This is a genomic window from Amycolatopsis sp. cg5, assembly GCF_041346955.1.
Taxonomy (GTDB): Bacteria; Actinomycetota; Actinomycetes; order Mycobacteriales; family Pseudonocardiaceae; genus Amycolatopsis.
This window is the reverse complement of sequence record NZ_CP166849.1, coordinates 7,066,003-7,089,555: the sequence shown is the minus strand read 5'-3', so window position 1 is coordinate 7,089,555 and position 23,553 is coordinate 7,066,003. Positions and strand designations below refer to the sequence as shown.

21 protein-coding genes and 1 other annotated feature are annotated in these 23,553 nt (G+C 68.1%); of the genes, 8 read left to right on the top strand and 13 right to left on the bottom strand.

Going from position 1 to position 23,553, the window contains the following annotated elements; all coding sequences use genetic code 11:
• Positions 1-11: 11 nt before the first annotated feature.
• The 3 genes from AB5J62_RS31730 to AB5J62_RS31720 all read left to right on the top strand — a co-directional run bounded on the left by AB5J62_RS31730 (position 12) and on the right by AB5J62_RS31720 (position 4,085).
• The gene (locus AB5J62_RS31730; protein ID WP_370943667.1) at positions 12-1,376 is read left to right on the top strand and encodes an L-serine ammonia-lyase; all 1,365 of its coding nucleotides are present in this window, start codon (positions 12-14) and stop codon (positions 1,374-1,376) included.
• 30 nt (positions 1,377-1,406) lie between these two features.
• Positions 1,407-2,111 carry a FadR/GntR family transcriptional regulator gene (locus tag AB5J62_RS31725; protein ID WP_370950394.1) on the top strand — a complete coding sequence of 235 codons (705 nt, stop codon included), beginning with the start codon at positions 1,407-1,409 and terminating at the stop codon, positions 2,109-2,111.
• A gap of 714 nt (positions 2,112-2,825) precedes the next feature.
• Positions 2,826-4,085, top strand: a complete 1,260-nt coding sequence (locus AB5J62_RS31720; RefSeq protein ID WP_370943666.1) for a DUF222 domain-containing protein — start codon at positions 2,826-2,828, stop codon at positions 4,083-4,085.
• Between the two features lie 198 nt (positions 4,086-4,283).
• Here AB5J62_RS31720 and AB5J62_RS31715 read toward each other — a convergent pair.
• A protein-coding gene (locus AB5J62_RS31715; RefSeq protein ID WP_370943665.1) for an IS3 family transposase occupies positions 4,284-5,512 on the bottom strand; the annotation gives its coding sequence in 2 pieces (ribosomal slippage) (positions 4,284-5,233 and positions 5,233-5,512; 1,230 coding nt in all).
• Positions 5,106-5,234: a sequence feature (AL1L pseudoknot), on the bottom strand. (Overlaps the previous gene by 129 nt.)
• 467 nt (positions 5,513-5,979) lie before the next feature.
• Entirely contained in the window at positions 5,980-7,341 is a 1,362-nt protein-coding gene (locus tag AB5J62_RS31710) for a PLP-dependent aminotransferase family protein (RefSeq protein WP_370943664.1), read from the bottom strand.
• A gap of 46 nt (positions 7,342-7,387) precedes the next feature.
• Here AB5J62_RS31710 and AB5J62_RS31705 point away from each other — a divergent pair, with 46 nt between their 5' ends.
• Complete coding sequence (locus AB5J62_RS31705; RefSeq protein WP_370943663.1) at positions 7,388-7,849, top strand: carboxymuconolactone decarboxylase family protein; 462 nt, start codon at positions 7,388-7,390, stop codon at positions 7,847-7,849.
• Positions 7,850-8,584 (top strand): isocitrate lyase/phosphoenolpyruvate mutase family protein, encoded by a 735-nt coding sequence (locus AB5J62_RS31700; RefSeq protein WP_370943662.1) that lies wholly within the window; start codon positions 7,850-7,852, stop codon positions 8,582-8,584.
• 64 nt (positions 8,585-8,648) lie between these two features.
• On the opposite strand, the gene AB5J62_RS31695 is transcribed toward AB5J62_RS31700, so the two are convergent.
• From AB5J62_RS31695 to AB5J62_RS31645, 11 genes are all read right to left on the bottom strand, one after another.
• Complete coding sequence (locus AB5J62_RS31695) at positions 8,649-10,256, bottom strand: cation acetate symporter (protein ID WP_370943661.1); 1,608 nt, start codon at positions 10,254-10,256, stop codon at positions 8,649-8,651.
• Positions 10,253-10,588 carry a DUF485 domain-containing protein gene (locus AB5J62_RS31690; protein WP_370943660.1) on the bottom strand — a complete coding sequence of 112 codons (336 nt, stop codon included), beginning with the start codon at positions 10,586-10,588 and terminating at the stop codon, positions 10,253-10,255. Before AB5J62_RS31690 ends, AB5J62_RS31695 begins: the two co-directional genes overlap by 4 nt.
• A gap of 72 nt (positions 10,589-10,660) precedes the next feature.
• Positions 10,661-12,400, bottom strand: a complete 1,740-nt coding sequence (locus tag AB5J62_RS31685; protein ID WP_370943659.1) for a cation acetate symporter — start codon at positions 12,398-12,400, stop codon at positions 10,661-10,663.
• Positions 12,400-12,720 carry a hypothetical protein gene (locus AB5J62_RS31680; RefSeq protein ID WP_370950393.1) on the bottom strand — a complete coding sequence of 107 codons (321 nt, stop codon included), beginning with the start codon at positions 12,718-12,720 and terminating at the stop codon, positions 12,400-12,402. Before AB5J62_RS31680 ends, AB5J62_RS31685 begins: the two co-directional genes overlap by 1 nt.
• A gap of 20 nt (positions 12,721-12,740) precedes the next feature.
• Positions 12,741-13,493, bottom strand: a complete 753-nt coding sequence (locus AB5J62_RS31675) for a LytR/AlgR family response regulator transcription factor (protein WP_370943658.1) — start codon at positions 13,491-13,493, stop codon at positions 12,741-12,743.
• Positions 13,490-14,506, bottom strand: coding sequence for a sensor histidine kinase (locus AB5J62_RS31670; protein ID WP_370943657.1), 1,017 nt, complete (start codon positions 14,504-14,506; stop codon positions 13,490-13,492). Before AB5J62_RS31670 ends, AB5J62_RS31675 begins: the two co-directional genes overlap by 4 nt.
• 69 nt (positions 14,507-14,575) lie before the next feature.
• Positions 14,576-15,568, bottom strand: a complete 993-nt coding sequence (locus AB5J62_RS31665; protein WP_370943656.1) for an ABC transporter substrate-binding protein — start codon at positions 15,566-15,568, stop codon at positions 14,576-14,578.
• Between the two features lie 29 nt (positions 15,569-15,597).
• The gene (locus tag AB5J62_RS31660; RefSeq protein WP_370950392.1) at positions 15,598-16,644 is read right to left on the bottom strand and encodes an ABC transporter permease; all 1,047 of its coding nucleotides are present in this window, start codon (positions 16,642-16,644) and stop codon (positions 15,598-15,600) included.
• A 2-nt stretch (positions 16,645-16,646) separates the two neighbouring features.
• Positions 16,647-17,414, bottom strand: a complete 768-nt coding sequence (locus AB5J62_RS31655; protein WP_370943655.1) for an ATP-binding cassette domain-containing protein — start codon at positions 17,412-17,414, stop codon at positions 16,647-16,649.
• A complete protein-coding gene (locus AB5J62_RS31650; RefSeq protein ID WP_370943654.1) occupies positions 17,411-18,463 on the bottom strand; it encodes a class I mannose-6-phosphate isomerase in 1,053 nt (350 codons plus the stop codon). Before AB5J62_RS31650 ends, AB5J62_RS31655 begins: the two co-directional genes overlap by 4 nt.
• Positions 18,460-19,443, bottom strand: coding sequence for a LacI family DNA-binding transcriptional regulator (locus AB5J62_RS31645; protein ID WP_370950391.1), 984 nt, complete (start codon positions 19,441-19,443; stop codon positions 18,460-18,462). The genes AB5J62_RS31650 and AB5J62_RS31645 overlap by 4 nt, the downstream gene beginning before the upstream one ends.
• Before the next feature lie 219 nt (positions 19,444-19,662).
• Between AB5J62_RS31645 and AB5J62_RS31640 the strand changes: the two genes are divergently transcribed.
• The 3 genes from AB5J62_RS31640 (at position 19,663) to AB5J62_RS31630 (ending at position 23,544) form a co-directional block, all read left to right on the top strand.
• On the top strand, positions 19,663-22,002 hold the full coding sequence (locus AB5J62_RS31640) for a GH92 family glycosyl hydrolase (RefSeq protein WP_370943653.1): 2,340 nt from the start codon (positions 19,663-19,665) through the stop codon (positions 22,000-22,002).
• Between the two features lie 114 nt (positions 22,003-22,116).
• Entirely contained in the window at positions 22,117-23,130 is a 1,014-nt protein-coding gene (locus AB5J62_RS31635; protein ID WP_370943652.1) for an IS30 family transposase, read from the top strand.
• 27 nt (positions 23,131-23,157) lie between these two features.
• Complete coding sequence (locus tag AB5J62_RS31630; RefSeq protein WP_370943651.1) at positions 23,158-23,544, top strand: hypothetical protein; 387 nt, start codon at positions 23,158-23,160, stop codon at positions 23,542-23,544.
• The last annotated feature ends 9 nt before the right edge of the window (positions 23,545-23,553 follow it).

Sequence of the window (23,553 nt, the reverse complement as noted above, 5' to 3'; positions counted from 1 at the left end):
AAAGCTGCTCAATGGCGATCAGCGTGTTCGACCTCTTCTCCATCGGCATCGGGCCGTCCAGTTCCCACACGGTCGGCCCGATGCGGGCCGCTCGCACCTTTGTGGACGGTCTCGACGACCTGGACCGCGTCGCGCGCGTCCAGTCCGAACTGTTCGGTTCGCTCGGCGCGACCGGTTTCGGGCACGGCAGCGACAAGGCCGTACTGCTCGGGCTGACCGGCGAGCGTCCGGAAGAGATCGACACCGCCACTGTGCCTGCCAAGATCGCCGCCGTGCGGGAGACCGGGCGGCTCCTGCTCGGCGGTTCTCACGAGATCGTGTTCGTCGAAGACACCGACCTCACGATGCACCGCCGCAAGTCGCTGCCGGCGCACCCGAACGGCATGATCTTCCGTGCCTTCGACGCCGACGGCGGCTTGCTGCGGGAGCGAACGTACTACTCGGTCGGCGGCGGCTTCGTCCGCGACGAGTCGTACGAAACGGACACCGTGGTCGTCGAGGACAGCACCGCGCTGGAGTTCCCGTTCCGCACCGGCGCTGACCTCCTCAAGCACTGCGCAGACACAGGCCTGTCGATCAGCGAGATCATGATGCGCAACGAGCTCGCGTGGCGCACCCGCGAGGAGGTGCGCTCCGGTCTGCTGGACATCTGGCAGGTCATGGTCGACTGCGTGCACGCCGGGTGCGAGCACGAGGGCGTGCTGCCCGGCGGCCTGAAGGTGCCGCGGCGTGCTCGCGCCTTGCACGAAAAGCTGCTCGCCGAGGACGGCCTCGACGACCCGCTGTACGCGATGGACTGGGTCAGCCTCTTCGCGCTGGCCGTCAACGAGGAGAACGCCGCCGGCGGCCGCGTGGTCACGGCACCGACCAACGGCGCGGCGGGCATCATCCCCGCGGTCCTGCACTACTACCAGCGCTTCATGCGCGGCGCCAACGACGACGGCGTGGTCACGTTCCTGCTGACGGCAGGCGCGATCGGCTCGATCCTCAAGCAGACCGGCTCGATTTCGGGCGCCGAGGTCGGCTGCCAGGGCGAGGTCGGCTCGGCGTCCGCGATGGCGGCGGCCGGCTTGACCGAGCTGCTCGGCGGCTCACCCGAGCAGGTCGAGAACGCCGCCGAGATCGGCGTCGAGCACCACCTCGGCCTCACCTGCGACCCCGTAGGCGGCCTGGTCCAGATCCCGTGCATCGAGCGCAACGCGGTCGGCGCCTCCAAGGCCATCCACGCGGCCCGCATGGCCATGCGCGGCGACGGCAGCCACGTCGTCACCCTGGACAAGGCCATCAAGACCATGCGCGAGACCGGCGCCGACATGAGCGTCAAGTACAAGGAGACGGCACGCGGCGGCCTCGCCGTGAACGTGATCGAGTGCTGAACGCTTAAGCTGGGTAGCGTGGAAGCGCCCGTGGCCAATGCCGGTGAGGCGTTGTTCCGGCCGGTGCGCACGGGCAACGCCTTCGAAGAGACCGTCGAACGCCTGCTCCAGGCGATCCGTCTCGGCGTGGTCGGGGCGGGGGAGCGCCTGCCTTCGGAGCGCGAGCTGGCCGAGCGCTTGGGCGTCAGCCGGGTGACCCTGCGCGAGGCCATCCGGGCTTTGTCGGATGCCGGGTACGTCGAGTCGCGGCGTGGCCGCTACGGCGGCACTTTCGTCAACGAGACCCTGCCCGCGCCGGGCGGCGACGGCCGCAAGATGGACCCGGCCCTGGTCGAGGACGCGCTCTGCTTGCGGTACGTCCTGGAGACCGGCGCCGCCGAGGCCGCGGCCGCGCGCTCGTTGACCCCGGCCGACCGCCAGCACCTGACGGCGACCTTGGCCGAGGCCTGCTCGTCGGACCTCGACGACTACCGGCGCAAGGACTCGCGCCTGCACCTGGCGATCGCTGAAGTCACGGCGTCGGGTTCGCTGACGACCGCGATGGCCGACGTCCGCATGCGCATCAACCAGCTGCTCGATCAGATTCCGTTGCTGGAGCCGAATCTCGAGCACTCGAACACCCAGCACGAGGCCATCGTCGACGCCATCCTCGCGGGCAATCCGGCCGCGGCTCGCCAGGCCATGGCCGAGCACATCGAAGGCACCGCCTCGCTGCTGCGTGCTTTCCTCGCCTAGCCGGGTCAAGCCCGTTGCTCGGCGGGTGTCGCGTAGGTCGGTTGCGCGTTGTGAACGGGGCGTTCGTAACGCTGAGGGCGCAATTCGGGGATTTGGGTCCTTTGTGGACGTTGGCTGGGTTTGCGATCGGTGGCCTAGTCTTCGCGAAACCCGAGTTTGGGCCAGTGGATGGCCCAAACTCGGGTTTCGCGTGCTCACGCGTCGCTTGACAGCGCAGGCCGAGCCTTAACTGCCCGGCATTGGGTTATTGCCCGGAAGGGCAAAGGTGACGTGATCGTCGGCTCGGCGTGGGGGTCGTGAGTGGTACGGCCGGTTCTAACCGGCGAAAACACTCACGACCCCCTTCTTGGCTGCCTCGTGCGTGTCAGGGGTGTGGTCGGGCGTGGGTGGGGGCCTAGTTCGACCGTAAATGCGGGTGAGGGAGGCCCTCACCCGAACCGAGCGTGGATAAAGCTCCTCTCATACCGGGCCTAATGCCTGGGTGAGCGCGGTTTGCGTCGTCCAGCCGGTGGATCCAGGGCCAACGACGCATTTCCCACACAGCCACCTCGGCCGCGGCCGAGCACATCAGACGAGGGCGGTCCCGCATGAACATTCCCGCTGCCCGCCCAGGTTTTGGGTCGGCTTGCCTCGGGAGCGGTTGCGCGGCAAGGGAAGCGAGGAAGCTCAAGTGGCTGGTGGCATGCGCCCCTTAACGTGAGTAAGGTGGAGTATGTGATCAGCACAGAGCCCCCTGACCTCGAAGCGCTACCCGAGTGGTGGCGCTGGGAGAATGACGCGCTGCTGATGGCGTATGTAGCGCGGGAGAGGGAGAAACGCCGTTTAGACGCCGAGCAGGGTCAGATCCTGGCCGAGGTTGAATCGCGTGGTGTGCGGGATGTGTCCGGCTATGCGACGGTGGCGCAGATGCTGGTGGACTGGGTCCAGATCAAACTCGCGGAGGCGAAAGCCCGTGTCGAGCGCGCCCGCGCTCTGAACCTCCGCCAGGACGGTGGCGCGCGGATACCCGCGCTCGCCCCTTACGCCGCGGCGGCGGCGTTGAGTGGTGATTTGGGTCCGGCGCAGTTGGATCCGATCATCACCGCGTTGGCTGGGCTGCCCGCGTCGGTGTCGGCGGAGGATCGCGAGACCGGGGAACACATCCTGGTCGATCTGGCTCGTACGGCGGGGCCGAGGGAGATCACCAAAGCCGCGGCGAATCTGCGGGATCGGCTCGACCCCGATGGGCGTGAGCCGAAAGATCCCGATCCGGTGGCGCCGCGGCGGGAGCTGGAGTTCGTGACCCACCGAGACGGCACCCACGGCCTGAAAGTCAAAACCGACGCCGACACCATCGCCCGGTTGAAGGCGCTGTTGGATCCGCTCGCGAAACCGCGCCCGGCCACCGAGGAGGAAGGCCGTGATGCCCGGTCGCAGTGGCAACGGTGGGGTGACGCGTTCACCGAGTTCGTGCAGATGGGCATGCTCAACCCGGAAATCCCCACCCAGGCCGGGGACAGTGTGCATGTCGTGGTCACCATCAGCCTCGACGAACTGCGATCCGGCATCGGGCAGGGCCGCCTGGACCTGGTCGGCGATATCAGCGCCGCTGAGACCCGTCGGATGGCGTGTGACTGCAAAGTCATCCCGGTCACCCTCGGCGCGGACGGCCAGCCCTTGGATGTCGGACGCGAGCAACGCCTCGCCACCCCGGCACAACGGCGAGCATTGGCGATCCGTGACCGAGGCTGCGCCTTCCCGGGCTGTGATGCGCCTCCGCAGCGATGCACGGCCCATCACATTGTTTTCTGGGCCCACCACGGCGAAACGAAAATCGACAACCTCGTGCTGCTCTGCAGCCGCCACCACCGACTGATCCACCACAGCCAGTGGGAAGTCCGGATCGCCGCCGACGACCATCCGGAGTTCATTCCACCGGCGTTCATCGACCCGGCCCGCGCTCCCCGACGCAACACCATGCACACCCGCGCCTGAACACCCCGAACCGGGAGCCTCGGCCGCGCTTAAGCCCAGCCGCGCACTCGCGCCTGAAGCCAGCCGCAATCCGACCTCGACCGCATCACCCGAATTTGAGATTCCGGCCGCGCACTCGTACCCGAAACCCAGCCCCACCCATAACACCCGCCGCGACCATTGAACCGCCCCGGGTTCGGTAGAGACTCGTTGTTGGGGTCAGGCGACCAGGCTGATCAGGTCACCTGACTCGTACAGGGTCTCGAACTCGACGGGTGGTCGGCCGCCGCACGCTCCATGGAGTCGCTGGTTGTTGTACCACTCGACCCACGCTGCGGTGGCGACGTCGACTTCTTGTTTATTGTGCCACGGCCCGTTCGGTTTAATCAACTCGGTTTTATAAAGACCGATGGCAGATTCCGCGAGTGCGTTGTCCAGAGCGTCGCCAACTGTGCCGATCGACGCGTCGATACCCGAATCGATAAGATGCTGCGTGAACCGGAAAGAAGTATATTGACTTCCGGCGTCGGAATGGTGAATCAACTTTTCTTGCCCCTCGCTCCACCGGTAGTCCCTATGCCGCAACCCCTGCTCGATAGCGTCGAGCACCAGATCGGTTTCCTTGGACATACTCACGCGCCAGCCGACGATCTTGCGGGAGAACACGTCAATGGCGAACGCGACGTAGACCGCGCCCGCCCAGGTCGCGACGTAGGTGAAGTCCGCTACCCACAACCGATTCGGCGCACCGGCGGCGAACTGGCGTCTCACCAGGTCCGCGGCGCGGACACCATCAGGATCGGACACCGTCGTGCGCACCGTCTTCCCCCGGACCGCGCCGGCCAGGCCCAGCGCGCGCATGAGCCGCTCCACCCGGCCCCGCCCGACGGCGACGCCCTCACGGTTCAGCTGCCACCATATTTTCCGGGCACCATACACCCGATAATTATCGTCATACACACGTCGGATTTCCTTTTTCAGTTCCTCGTCGCGAACTTCCCTCGCCGATACCGGGCGAGAGAGGGCGGCATAATAAGTGGACGGAGCGATCTTGATCCCGAACTCGGTCAGCACGGCACAGATCGGCTCGACTCCGAACCGGTCCCTATATTCCGTGATGAACGTTACGAGCGTGGCGGTCGAGGGTCGAGCTCCCTCGCGAAGAAAGCCGACGCCGCCTTCAGAATCTCGTTCGCCCGCCGCAACTCACGATTCTCCCGCTCCAACTCCCGGATCCGCTGCTCCTCCTCGGTCGTCACACCCGACCGCGCCCCCTGATCGGTCTCAGCCTGCCGCACCCACCGGCGCAGGCTCTCCGCCGACACCCCGACCTTCGCTGCGATCGACGTGATCGCCTCCCACTGCGACGAATACTGCTCTACCTGCTCAAACACCAGCGCAACCGCGCGCTCACGCACCTCACGCGGATGCCTCGAAGACCGGGCCATAACTCCATCCTCACTCACACGATGGAGCCTCCATCAAACCCGGGGCGGTTCACATCGCCCCGGGGCAGGCCGACCTGCAAGCCCTGGGCGGGCGGTAGTCGTGAGTGTTTAGACCGGTTAGAACCGGCCGTACCACTCACGACCCCCCACAACGCCCCGGTTTGCCGCGGGCGAGTGGAACCTCTGCTGCATCTAACGCAGCAAAGGTTCCACTCGCCCGCCACGTTTGCCCTTCCGGCCAATAGAACCGTCGCCATCCAACACTCACGACCCCCAAGCCCCGGCTGGCCGACTCACCGCCCAATGCGGGCAGCAGAGCACGGTCGCGGGCATCTGGTGAGCCGGAGCAAGAGCAACCCACGGTGCCCTCGGTCCGTATGGATATTTCCGCGGCGAGCACAAAGCCCACCCGACCCAGGCAGCGGAAATGTTCATACGGGACCGCCCTAGAAGCACCCCAGGCAGACCTAGCCCGGGGTGACCTCGGCCAGAACCTCCAGCAGCGTGCCAAGCGCGCCGGAGAAGGCGTGCCGAGCGGGAGCCGCGTACCCGACGATGATGCCGCCTTCGCGATCATCCCGGTCGATCCAATGCGGCCCAAGGACCTCCAGATCGAGCGAGTGACGACGGGCCGAAGCAAGGACTTCGTCTTCACAGCCCAGGCGGACGACCAGCTGCAACCCAGCCGAGATGCCTTGTACCGCAAGGTGATCCGGCAACGCCGCGACGAGCTGGTCCCGGCGACGGCGGTACTCCGTCCGGCAGCGACGGACGTGCTGGTCGTAGGCGCCGGATTCGAGCAGCTCGGCCAGTACGAGCTGGTCGATGACCGAGGGGCGGGCGCCGGACGCCGAAGAAGCCGCGAAGACCGGGTCGACCAAGGAAGCCGGGAGGACCAGCCAGGACAGCCGCAAAGCCGGGGCGAGGGTCTTGCTCGCGGTGCCCGCGTAGACGACGCGTTCGGGCGCGAGTGCTTGCAGGGCACCGACTTGCTGGCGGTCGAAGCGGAACTCGCCGTCGTAGTCGTCTTCGATGATCGTCGCGCCGGAGCGGACCAGGGCTGTTCGGCGGGCGGGTGCGAGTGTCACGCCGAGGGGGTAGTGGTGGGCCGGGGTGACCATCACCGCTGGGCTGTCTACTTTGGACACCTGGAGGCCGTCGTCGTCGACGGGGACGCCGACGATGTGCTGGCCCGCCGCGGTCGCGATGTCGCGGAACATCCACATCGAGGGGTCTTCGAAGGCCAGTTCGCGGCTCCCCAGGTCGAGCAAAGCGCGGCTCAGCACCGAAATCGCGTGCGTGAAGCCCGCGCAGACCAGGATGCGGCCGGGGTCGGCCAGCACGCCGCGGCTGCGGCCGAGATAGCGGGCGAGTGCCTCGCGCAGCGCTAGCGTGCCGTGCGGCTCCGCGTAGCCGAGGACGTCGGCCGGGGCGCGCTGCATGACGCGGCGGGTCGCGGACGACCAGGCGTCGCGGGGGAAGGCGGACAGGTCGGGCTGGCCGGGGCGCAGCGTCCAGCGGGACGCAGATCTGCTCGGGAGCTGAGGTGGTGATGGTTGCGGGCGGGCGCCCGTGGTGGCCACCCTGGTCGGTGCGCCCTGGCTGATCAACAGGTAGCCCTCGGCGGCGAGGTCGGCGTAGACCCTGGTCACGGTGCCGCGGGCGACGCCGAGGTCGTGGGCGAGCGCTCGGGTGGACGGTATCGCCGCGCCGGGAGTCCAGCGGCCGTCGCGGATCGCGTCGCGGATGGCCTCGGCGAGGCCGGTGCGGCCCTCACCTGGGGACCAGCCGAGGTGGACGTCGAGGGAACTGGACCACTGATCTGCCATGGAACTGGACCATACTCGTGTGCCAGTTTGGCGTAGCGTGGATCTTGTGAACAAGCGAATCCAACTGACCCCTGGGACGCCCGGTCCCTACAAGGCCATGCTCGCGCTCAACTCCGAAGTCCACGAATACGCCGAAAACGCCGGACTCGGCAAGCTGACCGTCGAACTGATCAAGCTCCGTGCCTCGCAGATGAACGGCTGCGCGTTCTGCCTCGACATGCACAGCCACGAGACCCTCAAGCTGGGCGAAGACCCGCGCCGGATCTTCGTGCTCGAGGCCTGGCGCGAGACCGAACTCTTCACCCCCGAGGAGCGTGCCGCGCTCGCGCTGACCGAGGAGATCACCCGGATCGGAGAGACCCAGAGTGTCTCCGACGCGGTCTATGCTGAGGCCACCTCGGTGCTGACGGAGGACCAGTTCCGTGCGGTCGCGTGGTTGGCCGTGGTCATCAACTCGTTCAACCGGCTCTCCGTGACCAGTCACAAACCCTTGCCCCGGAAGGCTTAGATGAACCAGCTTCGCGCTCTGCACGTCCCAGGCAGCCCGCTCATCCTGCCGAACGCCTGGGACGCCGACTCGGCCAAGCTCGTGGAAGCGGCCGGGTTCCCCGTGGTGGCAACGAGTTCCGCCGCCGTCGCCGCCGTGCTCGGCTACGAGGACGGGCATCACGCGCCCGCCGACGAGATGTTCGCCGCCGCTGGCCGGATCGCGCGTGCGGTCTCGGTGCCGGTGACCGTCGACGCCGAGGGCGGCTACGGGCTGTCCGGCGCCGAGCTGGCCGAACGCCTGAAGGACGCAGGCGCGGCGGGGTTGAACTTCGAGGACACCGACCACGAGGGCAGCGGACTCGTCGAGATCGCGACCCAGGCCGAGCGGATCGCCGCGCTGCGTGCGGCGTCTCCTGAGCTGGTCATCAACGCGCGGATCGACGTCTTTCTTGGCGCCGAAGACGAGAGCGCGGTGCTGGACGCCGCGATCGAGCGGGCGAAGGCGTACATCGAGGCGGGCGCGGACTGCGTGTACCCGATTCTCGCGAAGACGCCCGAGGTGCTGGGCGCGTTCGTCACGGCCGTGAGCCCGGCCGCGGTCAACGCGACGTACCTGCCCGGCGCGCCCGACTTCGCCGAACTGGCGAAGCTGGGTATCGCGCGGATCTCGCTCGGCGGCGGGCTTTGGCATGTGGTCCAAGGGTTCCTGAAGACCACGCTGGCCGAGATCGCCGACGGCAAACTGCCGTACTGAACGACAAAGCGGGGTCCTCGACAACCGCCCGGTGTGTCGAGGACCCCGCCATGCACCGCGGGAGCTAGTGGGAAACCGCCTTTTCGGCGCCCGCACCGGTCAGCGACCGGACCTCCATCTCGGCGTACTTCTTCTCGTTGTGCTCCTTCGACAGGACGGTGCCCAGCCAGCCGAGGAAGAACGACACCGGGATCGAGACCAGGCCCGGGTTCTGCAGCGGGAACCAGTGGAAGTCGGCGCCCTTGATCATCGACTTCGCCGTGCCGGAGACCGCGGGCGAGAAGATGATCAGCACGATCGTCACCGCGAGACCGCCGTAGATGCTCCACAGCGCGCCCTGGGTGTTGAACTTCTTCCAGAACAGCGAGTACAGGATCGTCGGCAGGTTCGCCGACGCCGCGACCGCGAAGGCGAGCGCGACCAGGAACGCCACGTTCTGGTCCTTCGCGAAGATGCCGCCGACGATGGCGACCGCGCCGATCACCAGCGCGGTGATCCTGGCGACCTTGACCTCCGCGTTGGGGTCCTCGACCTTGCCCTTCTTGATGACGTTGGCGTACACGTCGTGGGCGAACGAGGCCGACGCCGTGATCGTCAGCCCGGCGACCACCGCGAGGATCGTCGCGAAGGCGACCGCCGCGATGAAGCCCAGCAGCACCGGGCCACCCAGTGCCTGCGCCAGCAGCGGGGCGGCGGAGTTCTCGCCGCCGGGCGCCTTGGCGATCTTGTCCTTGCCCACCAGCGCGCCCGCGCCGTAGCCGAGCACCAGGGTGAACAGGTAGAACAGGCCGATCAGGCCGATCGCCCACACCACGGAGCGACGGGCTTCCTTCGCGGTCGGGACCGTGTAGAAGCGCATCAGGACGTGCGGCAGACCGGCGGTGCCGAGCACCAGCGCGAGGCCGAGCGAGAGGAAGTCGATCTTGCTGGTGCCGGTCGCGCCGTACTTCAGGCCGGGGCCGAGGATCTTCTCGCCGCCCTTGCCGACCTTGTCGACCGCGCCCTGGAGCAGGCCGGACAGGTTGAAGCCGTACTTGCCGAGCACCCAGAACGTCATCACGGCCGCGCCGGCGATGAGCAGTGCCGCCTTGATGATCTGCACCCACGTGGTGCCCTTCATGCCGCCGACCAGCACGTAGATGATCATGACGACACCGACCACCGCGATGACCACGGCCTGCCCCGCGTTGCTGGAAATGCCGAGCAGCAGCGAAACCAGGATGCCCGCGCCGGCCATCTGGGCCAGCAGGTAGAAGAAGGACACCGCGAGCGTCGACGTCGCCGCCGCCGCGCGGACCGGGCGCTGCTTCATGCGGAACGCCAGCACGTCACCCATGGTGAACTTGCCGGTGTTGCGCAGCAGTTCCGCGACTAGCAGCAGCGCGACGAGCCACGCGACCAGGAAGCCGATCGAGTAGAGGAAGCCGTCGTAGCCGTACACCGCGATGGCGCCCGCGATGCCGAGGAACGACGCTGCCGAAAGGTAGTCACCCGCGATGGCGACGCCGTTCTGCGGACCGGTGAACGCGCGGCCGGCGGCGTAGTAGTCCGACGCGGTCTTCGTGTTGCGGCTGGCGCGGAACACGATCACCAGGGTGATCACCACGAACAGGCCGAAAATGCTGATGTTGAGGACGGGGTTGCTGCCCTCGACTCCCGCGGCGAGGTTCACTTGGCCTCTCCCTCGATGTCGGTGCGGATCTTCTCGGCGATCGGGTCCAGCTTGCGGTTCGCGTACCGCACGTACAGCGCGGTGATGCCGAACGTGGTGACGAACTGCAGCAGGCCGAAGACGAGGCCGACGGTGATGTTGCCGACCAGCTTGGTCGCCATGAACTCGTGCGCGTAGTCGGCGACGAGGACGTACAGCAGGTACCACGCCAGGAAGGCGACGGTCATCGGGAACACGAAGCGCCGGAGCCGCGAGCGCAACTGCTGGAACTCGGCGCTGTTGTGCACCTTGTCCCAATCCACCTCGGGTTCCACGTCGATGCGCGCGGTCATGGGGCTTCTCCTCGCCACGGTGCGGACTGTGTTCCGCGCCACGTTAGGTAGCCCACACTCGCGGGGGAATGCTCAGCGGTTCAAACGACGCCCGAGGCGACGAACGGTCGACGAACGGTGGATGGCCCCGGTCGAATGGAACGGCGTCGACGGGCGTTCGTCCAGATGGAGGCGCAGCATCGCGGCCGTCGACCAGGTCGGCGCCCGGCCCCGCGACGAGACCACCACCATCGTCGTGAACGCCAGCGGCACCGACCAGAGCGCGGGCTGCGCGACCAGGATGGCGAGCAGACCGTCGAGCCTCGGTCCGAACAACGTCAGGACAATTGATCCCGAGGATGCCAGCAAGCCCGCCAAAACGCCACAGACGGCACCCGTCGCGGTGAGCCGGTTCCACCAGATCCCCAGCACCAGCAGCGGGCAGAAGGTCGACGCCGCCACGGTGAACCCCCAGGTGACCAGGATGCCGGCGTCGAGGCGCGCGGACTGCAGCGCGAGCAGCACGATCACCGCGGCCGCGCCGATCACCGTCCAGCGCAGTCTGCGCAGCCCGCCCGGCATCAGATCGTGCGCGATCGCGCCGGAGACGACGAGCAGCAGGCCGAGCGAGGTGGCCAGGAACGCGGCGAACGCGCCCGCGGTCAGCAAGGTGGTGAACAGCTTCCCGGTCCAGCCGGAGTCCACTTGGGACGGGATGGCGACGACCACCGTGTCGGTCGCGCCGGACAGGTACAGCTCCGGCACGATGATCCGGCCCAGCACCCCGTAGATCCCGGGGAACAGGTAGAACACGCCCAGCAGCGCGACGGTGATCGCGGCCGTGCGGCGCGCGGCGCGGCCGTCGGGGCTGGTGTGGAAGCGCATCAGCACGTGGGGCAGGCCCATGGTGCCGAGCATCGTCGCGATCAGCACGGCCCAGGTGCCGAGCAGCGGGTAGCCCTTGTTGTCGTAGTCGAGCAGCGGACGCTGCCAGTCCGCCCCGCCCAGCGGCATCCCGCCCCGCACACCGGGCACCGCGGCGCCCTCGCCGAAGGTCAATGACTGTCCTGTGTGGACGGCCAGCTCGCCGGGCGGCTGGACCTTCATGGCTCCGTCGGTGCCGAGCAGGGTCGGCTCGCGGATCTCCAGCGTCGCGTCCAGGCTGAACGAAACCGTTGTCTGGTTCGGAAAGTGCGTGAACTCGACCGGGTTGAGCGCTTCGAGCCGCTGCGCGGGGCTGATCTGCAGCACCAGCCAGATCGCGGGCACGATGAACAGCACCAGCTTGAGCACGAACTGGAACGCCTGCACGTAGGTCGCCGCGCGCATCCCGCCGAGCGCGAGCGTCGCGCTCACCGCGGTGCCCGCGATCACCACGCCCACCCAGTACGGCGTGCCGCCGATCGCATTGAGCACCAGGCCCGCCGTGCGGAACTGCGGCACCAGGTAGAGCGTGCCGATGACCAGTACGACCACCGCCGCCAGCCGCCGCAGCGCGGGGGAGGCGAGCCTGGCCTCGGCGAAGTCGGGGACCGTCAGAGCACCCGAACGACGCATGGGGGCGGCGACGAGCACCAGCATCGCGATGTACCCGGCGGTGAACCCGACCGGATACCAGAGCGCGCCCATGCCGTTCTTCACCACGAGCCCGGCGACGCCGAGGAACGACGCGGCCGAAAGGTACTCACCCGACACCGCCGCCGAGTTCAGCAGCGGCGAGATCCGGCGCGACGCGACCAGGAAGTCCGAGCTGGTGCGCATCGCGGCGACGCCGCGCAGGCCGATCAGCAGCGTGATCAGCACGACGGGGGCGACCGCGAGCACGGCGACCATCAGCGGTCCTCGAGCTTCTCGGCGCGCCTGAGCTGCAGTTGCGCGATCGCCGTCATCGCCGGGTAGGGGAGCACCGCGAGCATCAGCCAGGACACCGGAATTCCCAGCAGCCGCACCGAATCCAGCACCGGCCAGACCGAGAAGACGACCGGCAACCCGAGGATCAGCGTGAAGATCAGCACCAGCGCGAGCACACCGCGTCGCCGCTGCGCGCGGAACAGCTCGGACGCGCGTTCGGCGTCGGCGGGCGCGAGCACGGGCACCCGCCACCGCGCGCGGGCGCGGCGGCGACCGTGCGCCAGCCGGGTCTGCGGGCTCATCACGGTCTGCCGCTTGGTCTTCACCCGCGGTCCAGCTCTCCGCGCTGCGCGGCCTGCAGCAGCCGGTCCCGCAGCTCACGGGCATGGCGGCGGCTCACCGGCACGTCACCGACGTCGGTGTGCGCGAGCAGCCCGCCCGCCGAGTCGCTGCGCAGCTCCAGCACGGCGCCGATGGCGACGAGGAAACCCCGGTGCACCCGCGAGAAACCCGTGCCCTCCCAATACTCTTCGAGCCGCGAGATCGGCATCCGCACCAGATGCACCCCGGACTTGGTGTGCAGCCGCACGTAGTCGCCGTGCGCCTCGACGAACCGCACATCGGCGCGCCGCACGTACCGGGTGCGCCCGCCGATCTCGACCGGCAGCGCGGCCATCGCGTCCACCTGGGGCTTGCCCGGTTCGTCGCCGACCATCTTGAGCACCTTGCCGAGCGCCGCGGCCAGCCGTTCCGCGCGGACCGGCTTGAGCAGGTAGTCGACGGCGCCGATGCCGTACGCGGTGACCGCGTGCCCGTCGTGCGCGGTGACGAACACGATCACCGGCGGGCTGCTCAGCTTCGCGAGCAGCGAGGCGAGTTCGAGCCCGTCCAGCCCCGGCATGGAGATGTCGAGGAACACGGCGTCGAAATGGTCGGCCTGCAGCATCTTCAACGCGCTCAGCGGATCACCGGCGGCACGCACCTCACCGACCTCGGGCGCGTCGGTCAGCAGATGCACGAGTTCGTCCAGCGCCGGCGGGACGTCGTCGACCGCCAGCACACGGAGTCCGGTCACGACGGCAACACCCCCGGCTGGAATCGGGGCACGCGAACGGTCACCTTGGTACCGGCATCCCTTTCCGTTTCGACGACCAGGCCGTAGAACGGCCCGTAGACCGTACGCAGCCGACGGTCCACATTGGCCAGTCCGAGACTGCCATCGGCGTCCCGCCCGGCGAGAATGTCCTCGGCGCGCTCGGGATCCATGCCGATCCCGTCGTCCTCGACGGTGATCACGCAGTCGTTGCCCTCGGCCTGCCCGTGCACCTGGACCAGCCCCGGTTCGCCGCGCGGCTCGATGCCATGCCGGATCGCGTTCTCCACCAGCGGCTCGAGCACCAGATACGGCACCGGGATGGCGAGCACCTCCGGCGCGACCCGCACCTGCACCCGCAGCCGTTCCCCGAGCACGGCGCGCTGCAAGGCCAGGTAGGAGTCGATGGCCCGGAACTCCTCGGCCACCATCGTGTACTCGCCATGGCGCGCCAGGCTGTACCGCGTGTAGTCGGCGAAGTCGAGCATCAGCTCATACGCCCGGTCGGGATCGGAGCGGACGAGTGAGGCGATCACAGTCAACGCGTTGTACACGAAATGCGGCGAGATCTCAGCTCGCAACGCCCGCAGTTCGGCCTGCGCCGCCTGTTCGGCCGAAGCCTCCAGCCGCCCGCGCTCCAGGGCGTGCACCACCAGATCGGCCGCCTCCTTCGCGGCGGCCGACTTGACGTCCCCGGCGATCACGAGCACACCGGCCAGCTCGTCGTGGACGTGCAGTGGAAGCGCTATCAGCTCACTGCGCGCGCCCGGTGCCTCGTTGTGGAGCACCTCGTCGAGCAGCTTGGCGACGGTGCCGTCGTCGCCGGGCCTGCCGGACCACACGAGCGAGCCGGAAAGGTCGGCGAGCCCGAGTCCGGGCACGGCGAAGAGCCTGCGCAGCCCGTGCGCGGCCTTGCGCACCCCGGTCCCGGCGAGCCCGTCCATCAGGTCATCGGCGATCCGGCGCGCGGCGGCGAGCGTCGGCAAGACAGCCATGCGGCGAATCCTAGCCGGGGTCGTGAGCGTTGCGGGCGGTTAGAACCGCCCGCAACGCTCACGAGTCCTTTAGCACTTCTGCTTGTAGAAGTACTGCGCGTTCGCGTCCAGGGTGTCCTTCGTGATCGAGTGCAGCTGCGCGGTCAGCGTGCGCGTGACCGGCTTGCCCTCGAGCGCGGCGATGGCCTGCTGGACGCCCTGCTGGCCGATGGCGGCCGGGTCCTGGGCGATGAGGCCCTGGTACTCGCCCTTCTTCAGGCCCTCGACCTCGGACGGCGAGGCGTCGAAGCCGATCAGGTTGACCGCGCCGACCTTGCCCGCGTTGCGCAGGCCGGTCGCGGCGCCCTCACCGGTGTTGAGGTTGGTCGCGAAGATGCCGACCAGGTCCGGGGTGGACGCGAGCGCCGCGGTCACCTTCGAGGCGGCCTGGTCGGGCTCGTTCTGGGTGAACTGGACGCCGGCCGACTTGAGGTTCGGGTGGTTGGCCAGCTCGTCGGTGAAGCCCTTGGCGCGGGCGTTCGTGGTGGACGTGCCCGCGATGGTGTCGAGGACGAGCACCGAGCCGGGCTTGTCGCCGACCAGCTTGGCCAGCGTCTGGGCCGCGAGCTTGCCGCCCTCGGCGTTGTCGGACGAGATGGAGGACTCGGCGACGGTGGTGTCCTTGAGCGCCGTGTCGACCTCGATGATCTTGGCGCCGCGGGACTTGACCTGCTGGATCGGGGCGAGCATGGCCTGCGCGTCGGTCGGGGCGATGAGCAGCGCCGACGGAGGGTTCGAGCCGAGCGCGTTGACCAGCTGGGTCTGCATCGCGGCGTCGAACTTCTGGGGCGCCTGGGTGGTGAGTTCGTAGCCGGCCTTCTTGGCCTCGGCCTCGGCGCCGCACTGCATCGAGATGTAGAACGGCTCGGCCTGGACGCCCGGGATGAGGGCGAGCTTCTTGCCGGCGACCGGCTTGGGGGAGTCGCCGCCGGAGCCGGACTGGCCGACCGTGCCGGAACCGCAGGCCGTCATCAGCGCGGCGGCCGAGAACACGGCGCCCGCCACGAGAAGGGTCTTCTTCATTGTCAGTGCCTCACTTCGTTGTGAAAGAACTAGCGGGAGTTGCGCTTGCGACGGCGCTGCTGGTCGAACCAGACTGCGGCGATGAGGACCGCGCCGACCGCGATCATCTGCCAGAAGTCCTGGACGTGGGTGATGTTGAAGCCCTTCTTCAGCACCGCCGGGATGAACACGCCGATCACCGTGCCCAGCACCGAGCCGATGCCGCCGAACAGCGACGTGCCGCCCATGACCGTCGCCGCGATGGCGTTGAGGTTGTCGGTGGTGTGCGCCGAAATCGTCGTCGAGGCGTAGTACGCGAGCGACATGAAACCGGCGATGCCCGCCAGGAACCCGGTGAGCGTGTAGATCTTCAGCAGATGGGCGGTGACACCGATGCCGACGCGGCGCGCCGCCTCGGCGTTGGAGCCGACGGCGTAGGTGTAGCGGCCGAACTTGGTGGTGTGCAACAGCCACGCGCCGATCAGGGTGATGACCACCGCCACCAGCACCAGGTTCGGCACCCCGCCGAAGGACGTGCCGTAGCCGAGCGTCTTGTTGAGCTCGGTCGGCACGCTGCGCACGTCGGACCCGTTGTTGAGCAGGTAGGCCGCGCCGAGCGCGCCGCCCATGGTGCCGAGCGTGACGATCAGCGGCGGGATCTTGGCCACCGCGATCAGGAAACCGTTGAGCAGGCCCCACGCCGTTCCCGCGACGACCGCGGCCGCGAGACCGGCGAAGATGATGCCCCAGCCCGCCTTGGTGGCGTCGCCGTCCGGGCTGAGACCCTCCATCGTCTTGCCGGCGACCATGCCCGCGAAGATCAGGACGGAGCCGACCGAGAGGTCGATGCCGCTGGTGATGATCACGAACGTCATGCCGACCGAGAGCACCAGCAGCACCGAGGTCTCGATGAGCAGGGTCTGGAAGGTGAACAGGGTCGCGAACTCGTTCGGCGCGATCGCGGTGAACACCACGATCAGCGCGATGAGCACGAGCGCGATCCAGAACGTGTTGGCCGCGGCCAGCCTGGTCCACATCGGACGCTTCTCGAAGCCGTCGACCGTGGACTGGATGGCGGGCTTCTCCTTGGTGGACATGGTCACGCCGCCTCCTCTTGCACGAGCGCGCCGGTCATGGCGGCGACGAGATCTTCGAGCTTGGTGTCCTCGGCCTTGAAGCGGGCGACTCGCTGGCCGAGGCGCAGCACCTCGATCCGGTCGGCGACGCTGAGCACCTCCGGCATGTTGTGGCTGATCAGCACGACCGCGATGCCGCGGTCGCGCACCTTCTTGATGACGTCGAGCACGCGCTCGGTCTGCACCACGCCCAGCGCCGCGGTCGGCTCGTCCATGAAGACGACCTTCGACGCCCACACCACCGACCGCGCGACGGCGACGCTCTGGCGCTGGCCGCCCGACAGCGCGCCGATCGGCACGTCGGTGCTCTGCAGTGTCACGCCGAGCTGCTTGAACTCCTCGATCGCCTGGCGGCGCATCTCGGCCTTGTCCAGCATGCCGAGCTTGCCGAGGATGCCCTTGCGGTGGATTTCCCTGCCCAGGAACAGGTTCGCGGCCGGGTCGAGCTCCAGCGCGACCGCCAGGTCCTGGTACACGGTCTCGATGCCGAGTTCGCGCGCCGTGGTCGGCGATCCCAAGTGGACCTTCTGGCCGTCCAGCAGGATGTCGCCTTCGTCGGGCTGCTCCGCGCCGGACAGGCACTTGACCAAAGTGGACTTGCCGGCGCCGTTGTCACCGATCAGCGCGGTGACCTCGCCGGCGCGTGCCTGGAACGAGGCTCCGCGCAGCGCTTCCACGGATCCGTAGTGCTTCACCAGATTGCGTGCGTCGAGCAGAATCTCGGCGCTCATGACTTGATCCTTTTCTCAGGTGCGGCGGGACGGCAGCGGATCACCGTCACGTCTCCTTCCACAGTGGACTCACCGGCGTCGTGGGGCACGACGTAGGTGTCTCCCTTGGCGAGCGCGTACTCGCCGCCGTGCTCGGTGCGGAGCGTGCCCGCACCGTCCATCACGACCAGGACCGCGAAGCTCGGGTCCAATGACAGTGCTGATGACAACGTTGTCGAGGGACGCAACTGATCGGCCCTGAAGAATTCGTCGCTGCCCGCGGCCAGTAAGTCCACAGTGGACGAGCTGTCGTCCGCCGTGTGCTTGATGATGCTCGTCAGCCGCTCGTCGTCCCAGCCGGACGTGTCCAGCGTTTCGATCGCGGTCTCGAAGCCCAGTCCCAGGTGGCCCTTTTCGGGGCTGGCCAGGAAGTCGCGCCATTCCAGGGTGAGCGAGAAGTCGGTCGGCTGCTGCAGCTCGACGACGAACACGCCTTCGCCGATCGCGTGCGGCAGCCCGGCCGGGATGTAGACCGTGTCGCCCGCCTTGACCGGGATGCTGTTCAGCGCGCCCAGCATGGTCGGCGCGTCCTGCGTGCGTGCCCAGTCGTTGACCGTCGCCTTGTCCACCGTCTCCTTGAAACCGGGGTAGACGCGCGGGTCGTCGCCGTAGGTGCCGACGATGATCCAGGCCTCGGTCTTGCCGAAGTGCGAGTCGAAGTGCTGCCGCGCGAACGAATCCGACGGGTGGAAATGCACCGGCAGGCGCTGGCCGGCGTCGAGCAGCTTCACCAGCAGGCCGGTCGACACGCCGAGCGCGTCGATGTGCTTCTGGCCGAGCCACGCCACCGGGCTGGCGATGATGGCGTCACGCAGCCAGTCGCCGCCGGGGAGCCTGGTCAGGCCGTTGGTCTCTTGGCCGAACATCGTGGTGGCCGAGCCGACCCAGTCCTCCGGGCCGAACTTCTCCGAGGTCGAAGCGCCGCGCAGGGCCGCGATCGCGTCGCCGCCCCGGTAGAACTGCGGCGGCTGGTTCGCCGGGAGCCGGATGGGCTCGAGGTGCGCGTTCACGGGGCGACCTCGCCGGAACCACGGGCTACGAGATGCACGGGCAGGACTACCTTTCTCGGGGTTGACTGATCTCCTTGGACCCGCGCGAACAGCAGTTCCGCCGCCGCGTGGCCGAGCGCGCTCACGTCGTGCGCGACCACCGTGACCGGCGGGTCGAGCAGGTCGGCGAGCTCGAAGTCGTCGAAGCTGACCATGGCGGGCCGCTTGTCCGCGTGCGCGAGCGCGCGCAGCAGGTGGACGGCGACCCGGTTGTTGCCCGCGATCACCGCGGTGGCGGCGTCCGGTCCGGTGAGCAGGAGCCGCACCGCGTCGGCCACGCTCTCCGCGGTCGGCGTGCGCATGACCACCAGCCGCTCGTCGAACGCGATCCCGGCGCGGGCGCAGCCCTCGCGGAACCCGCGCAGGCGCTCGCCCGCGGTGTAGATGTCCGGGCTGTCGGCGAGGAACGCGATGCGCCGGTGACCATGCCTGACCAGGTGCGTCACCGCTTCGACCGTGCCGCCGATGTTGTCGACCAGCACGGTGTCCGCGACGATGTCGCCCGCCGGGCGGTCGATGAACACCACCGGGGTGCCCGCGCGCATCTCCGGCACGAGATAGCCGTGCTGCATGCCGGCGGGGACGACCAGGATGCCGTCGACGCGGCGCGCGCAGAACTCCAGCGCCAGCTCGCGTTCGCGGTCGGAGTTCTCCTCCGACGAGCCGGTGAGCACCTGCCGTCCGAACGAGGTGGCGATCTTCTCGACGGCTCTGTTGAGCTCGGAGTAGAACGGGTTGCCGACGTCCTCGACGATCAGGCCGATGGTGCCCGTGGTCGAGCCGCGGCGCAGGTTGCGCGCGCCGAGGTTGCGGCGGAAGCCGAGCTGCTCGATGGCGGCCATCACGCGCTCGGCGGTGTCCGGGTGCACGGCGGGCTCGTCGTTGACGACCCGGCTGACCGTCTTGATGCTGACACCGGCCAGCCTGGCGACGTCACTCATGGTGGCGCGCCTGCTCGCGGTCTTGGGGGCGGCGCCATGGCCACCCGGCGACAACGTTGTCATAGTGGCTGGGATTGGACACCAGAGGTCACGCTCCTGTCAATCCCCCCGGTGTCCGGAACCGGACAAGCTCTCACCTGACGCTTGACTGTCCGGTGAGCGATTGTCGAAGGTAGCGGCGATCCGACAAGGTTGTCATCGGCTGTCTGGAGACGGGAAATGCGAAGCAGGGGAGTGGCGGGCGCGCTCGCGCTCGCGGTGGTCGCGGCGGGGTTGTCGCCGGTCACCGCGCAGGCGCGGCCGGGTGACGCGCTCGAATCGGTCAACACGTTCATCGGGACCAAGGACGACGGGAACACCTTCCCGGGCGCTTCGGCGCCGTTCGGGATGACCTCGGTGTCGCCCATCGGCAGTCACTACGCGGGCTGGCGCTACGACGACCCGGCCATTCGCGGCTTCGGGCACTTCTTCCTGTCCGGCGCGGGGTGCTGGGAGCAGGGCGGGCTGGTGTCGATGCTGCCGGCGACGGGTGCGTTGCCGCAGGTCTTCGACCACAGGCAGTACGCGTCGCCGTACACGCACGACGGCGAGGTCGGGAAGCCCGGGTACTACAAGGTCAAGCTGACCGGGTACGGCGGCATCGACGTCGAGGCGACCGCGTCGACCCGTACCGGCGTCGAGCGGTACACCTTCGCCAAGCCCGGCGACGCGCACGTGTTCGTCAACGTCGGGCAGGCCAACGACAAGGAGCCGGTGACGGCGTCGTCGATCCGCGTGGTCGACTCGCGCACGGTCGAAGGAACCGTTGAGTCGCAGGCGTTCTGCGGCGGCAAGCCGTACACGACGTTCTTCCGCACGACGTTCGACAAGCCGTTCAAGTCGTTCGGCACCTGGTCGCCGTCGGGCAACGCGCCGGGGTCGAAGGAGTCGGCGGGCGGCGCGGGTCTGCGTGGCGCCTGGCTGGACTTCGACGGCGCGCAGGTGACCGCGTCGACCGCACTGTCCCATGTGGACGCCGAGGGCGCACGCAAGAACCTTGAGGTGAAGCCGTTCGATCGTGCTCGCGAGGACGCGCAGCGCGTGTGGCGGCGCGAATTGTCCTCTGTGGACATCACCGGCGGCGCCAACGACGACCGGACGGTGTTCTACACCTCGCTCTACCACGCGCTGCTGCAACCGTTGACGGGCAACGATGTCGACGGCCGGTACCGTGGTTTCGACAACAAGGTCCACCGCGCGATCGGCTGGACGTACTACGAGTTCTTCTCGCTGTGGGACACCTACCGCACGCAGAACCAGCTGCTGGCTTTGCTGCGGCCGTCGCGCGCGAAGGACATCGCGAAAACCGTGCTGGCCATTCACGACCAGGGCGGCTGGCTGCCGAGGTGGGCCTACGCGAACCAGGAGACGAACACGATGACCGGCGACCCGGTCGTTCCGTTCCTCGTCGACCTGTGGCGGTTCGGCGCGCTGAACGGCTCGGAACTGCAGGCGTACCAAGCGCTTCTGCAGAACTCGCGCGAGGTGCCGCCCGCGTCGTCGCCGTTCCAGGGCCGCTCCGGCAACCCGTCGTACCAGAAGGACGGCTTCGTCCAGTACGACCCGAACTTCCCGAAGAAGGGCCAGGACACCGACCCGAACCACGGCGCGTCGGCCACCCTGGAGTACGCGCTCGGCGACTGCTCGCTCTCGATCATGGCGGCCGCGCTCGGCAAGAAAGACGACGCGAAGGCGTTGGCGGAGAAGGCACGCACGTACCGCACCTTGTGGGACTCTTCGCTGACCGACCGCGGCTTCTCTGGCTTCTTCCGGCCTAAGGTGCTTGGCGGAGCCTGGTTCACCCCGGCCGACAAGCCGTTCAACCCGCAGAGCCAGGACGGGTTCCACGAGGGCACGTCGTGGCAGTACCAATGGCTGGTGCAGCAGGACATTCCGGGCCTGACGCAGCGCATGGGCGGAGCCGAGGCGGTCGGCAAGCGGCTGGACGACTTCTTCGCGTACACCGACCTGGTCAAGGACCCGGCGACGACCGTGCGCAAGGAGTGGGTCGTCGGCCCGTACAACTACTACAACCAGTTCCGCTACAACCCGAACAACGAGCCCGACCTGCACTCGCCGTGGATGTACGCGCTCACCGGCCAGCCGGGCAAGACCTCGGCGGTGGTCAGGGCCGCGCACACGCTGTTCACCAACGCGCCGAACGGCGTGACCGGCAACGACGACCTCGGCACCATGTCGGCCTGGTACGTGTTCAGCGCGCTGGGCCTCTACCCGGCGGTGCCCGGAACGGGCCAGTTCATCCTGAACGCGCCCCGCTTCTCGAAGTCGGTGCTGCACCTGGAAAACGGGCGTGACGTGACGCTGCGGGCCACCGGCGCGGACGCGTCCAAGCTCCAGTACATCTCGGGGCTGGCCGTGTCCGGGCGGGCCTCGGACCGGGTCTACGTCGGCCTGGAGCAGCTCACCCGGGGCGCCACGCTGGACTTCATGCTCTCGGCGACCCCGTCCACCTGGGCGACCTCGTCCGGGTCGGCCCCGGCCTCCCCCTGCGCCGGCTAGCCCTATTACCCCAATGCGGCTTTCGTCATGTGGGAGGTGCCGAAAGCCGCTTGGTCTCAATCGGTTGTTGCAAGTAGCGGCAGCTGATAGGAGATCGTGATGCCAGGACCCCGGTTGACGTGCGAGGAACGGGAAAAGATCCAGAACGGTCTGGATCAAGGACTTACCCAGGACGCGATCGCGAAAGTCCTGGGTAAGTCACCCTCGACGATTTCACGAGAAGTTCGCCGTGGCGGTGGACCGCAGTGCTCGCGGCCCGGCACGAGGATCACAGGCCGGCCTCGCCGCTACCGGGCCGACCGAGCCCAGCGCCTGGCCGTCGAACGCGGCCGGCGCCCGAAAGCCCACCGGCTGGTCGGTGAGCTCGCGGCGGTGGTGACCGGTCTGCTGGAAGCGGACTGGTCACCCCAGCTGATCTCGCTGATGTTGCCGACGTTGTTCCCCGACGATCAGGCTATGCGGGTGAGCCACGAGACGATCTACCTGTCACTGTTCATCCAGACTCGTGGTGAACTGCGACACGAGCTCACCGAACACCTTCGCTCAGGCCGTGACCGGCGCCGATCACACACCAACACCTCCGGCCGCCGCAAAGGCCGGATAGCCGGGATGACCCCGATCAGCGAACGCCCCGCCGAGGCCACCGACCGGGCCGTGCCCGGACACTGGGAAGGCGACCTGATCCTCGGCGCGGTCGGCCAGGGCGCGGTCATCACCCTGGTCGAACGCCACTCCCGATTCGTATTGCTGGCACCCCTGCCCGACACACACAAAGCCGTCGAAGTCCGGGAACTGCTCACCAGCATGATCGCCACCCTGCCCGCCGAACTGAAACGATCACTGACCTGGGACCAGGGCAACGAGATGGCCCAGCACGCCCAGTTCACCCTCGACACCGGCCTGCAGGTCTACTTCTGCAACCCACACAGCCCCTGGGAACGCGGCAGCAACGAAAACACCAACGGCCTCCTCCGCCAGTACTGGCCCAAAAGCTCAGACCTGCGCCACCTCACCCAAACCCACTGCGACGCAGTCGCCCTCCGCCTCAACACCCGACCACGCCCTACACTCGGCCTGCTCACACCAGCACAAGCACTGAACAAAGCACTACTTGCAACAACCAGTTGAAACCGCCCCGCATTGGGGACCTGGGAGGTGCCGAAAGCCGCATTGGGGACCTGGGAGGTGCCGAAAGCCGCATTGGGGACCTGGGAGGTGCCGAAAGCCGCATTGGGGACCTGGGAGGTGCCGAAAGCCGCATTGGGGACCTGGGAGGTGCCGAAAGCCGCATTGGGGACCTGGGAGGTGCCGAAAGCCGCATTGGGGACCTGGGAGGTGCCGAAAGCCGCATTGGGGACCTGGGAGGTGCCGAAAGCCGCATTGGGGACCTGGGAGGTGCCGAAAGCCGCATTGGGGACCTGGGAGGTGCCGAAAGCCGCATTGGGGACCTGGGAGGTGCCGAAAGCCGCATTGGGGACCTGGGAGGTGCCGAAAGCCGCATTGGGGACCTGGGAGGTACCGAAAGCCGCATTGGGGGCATAGGAGGTACCG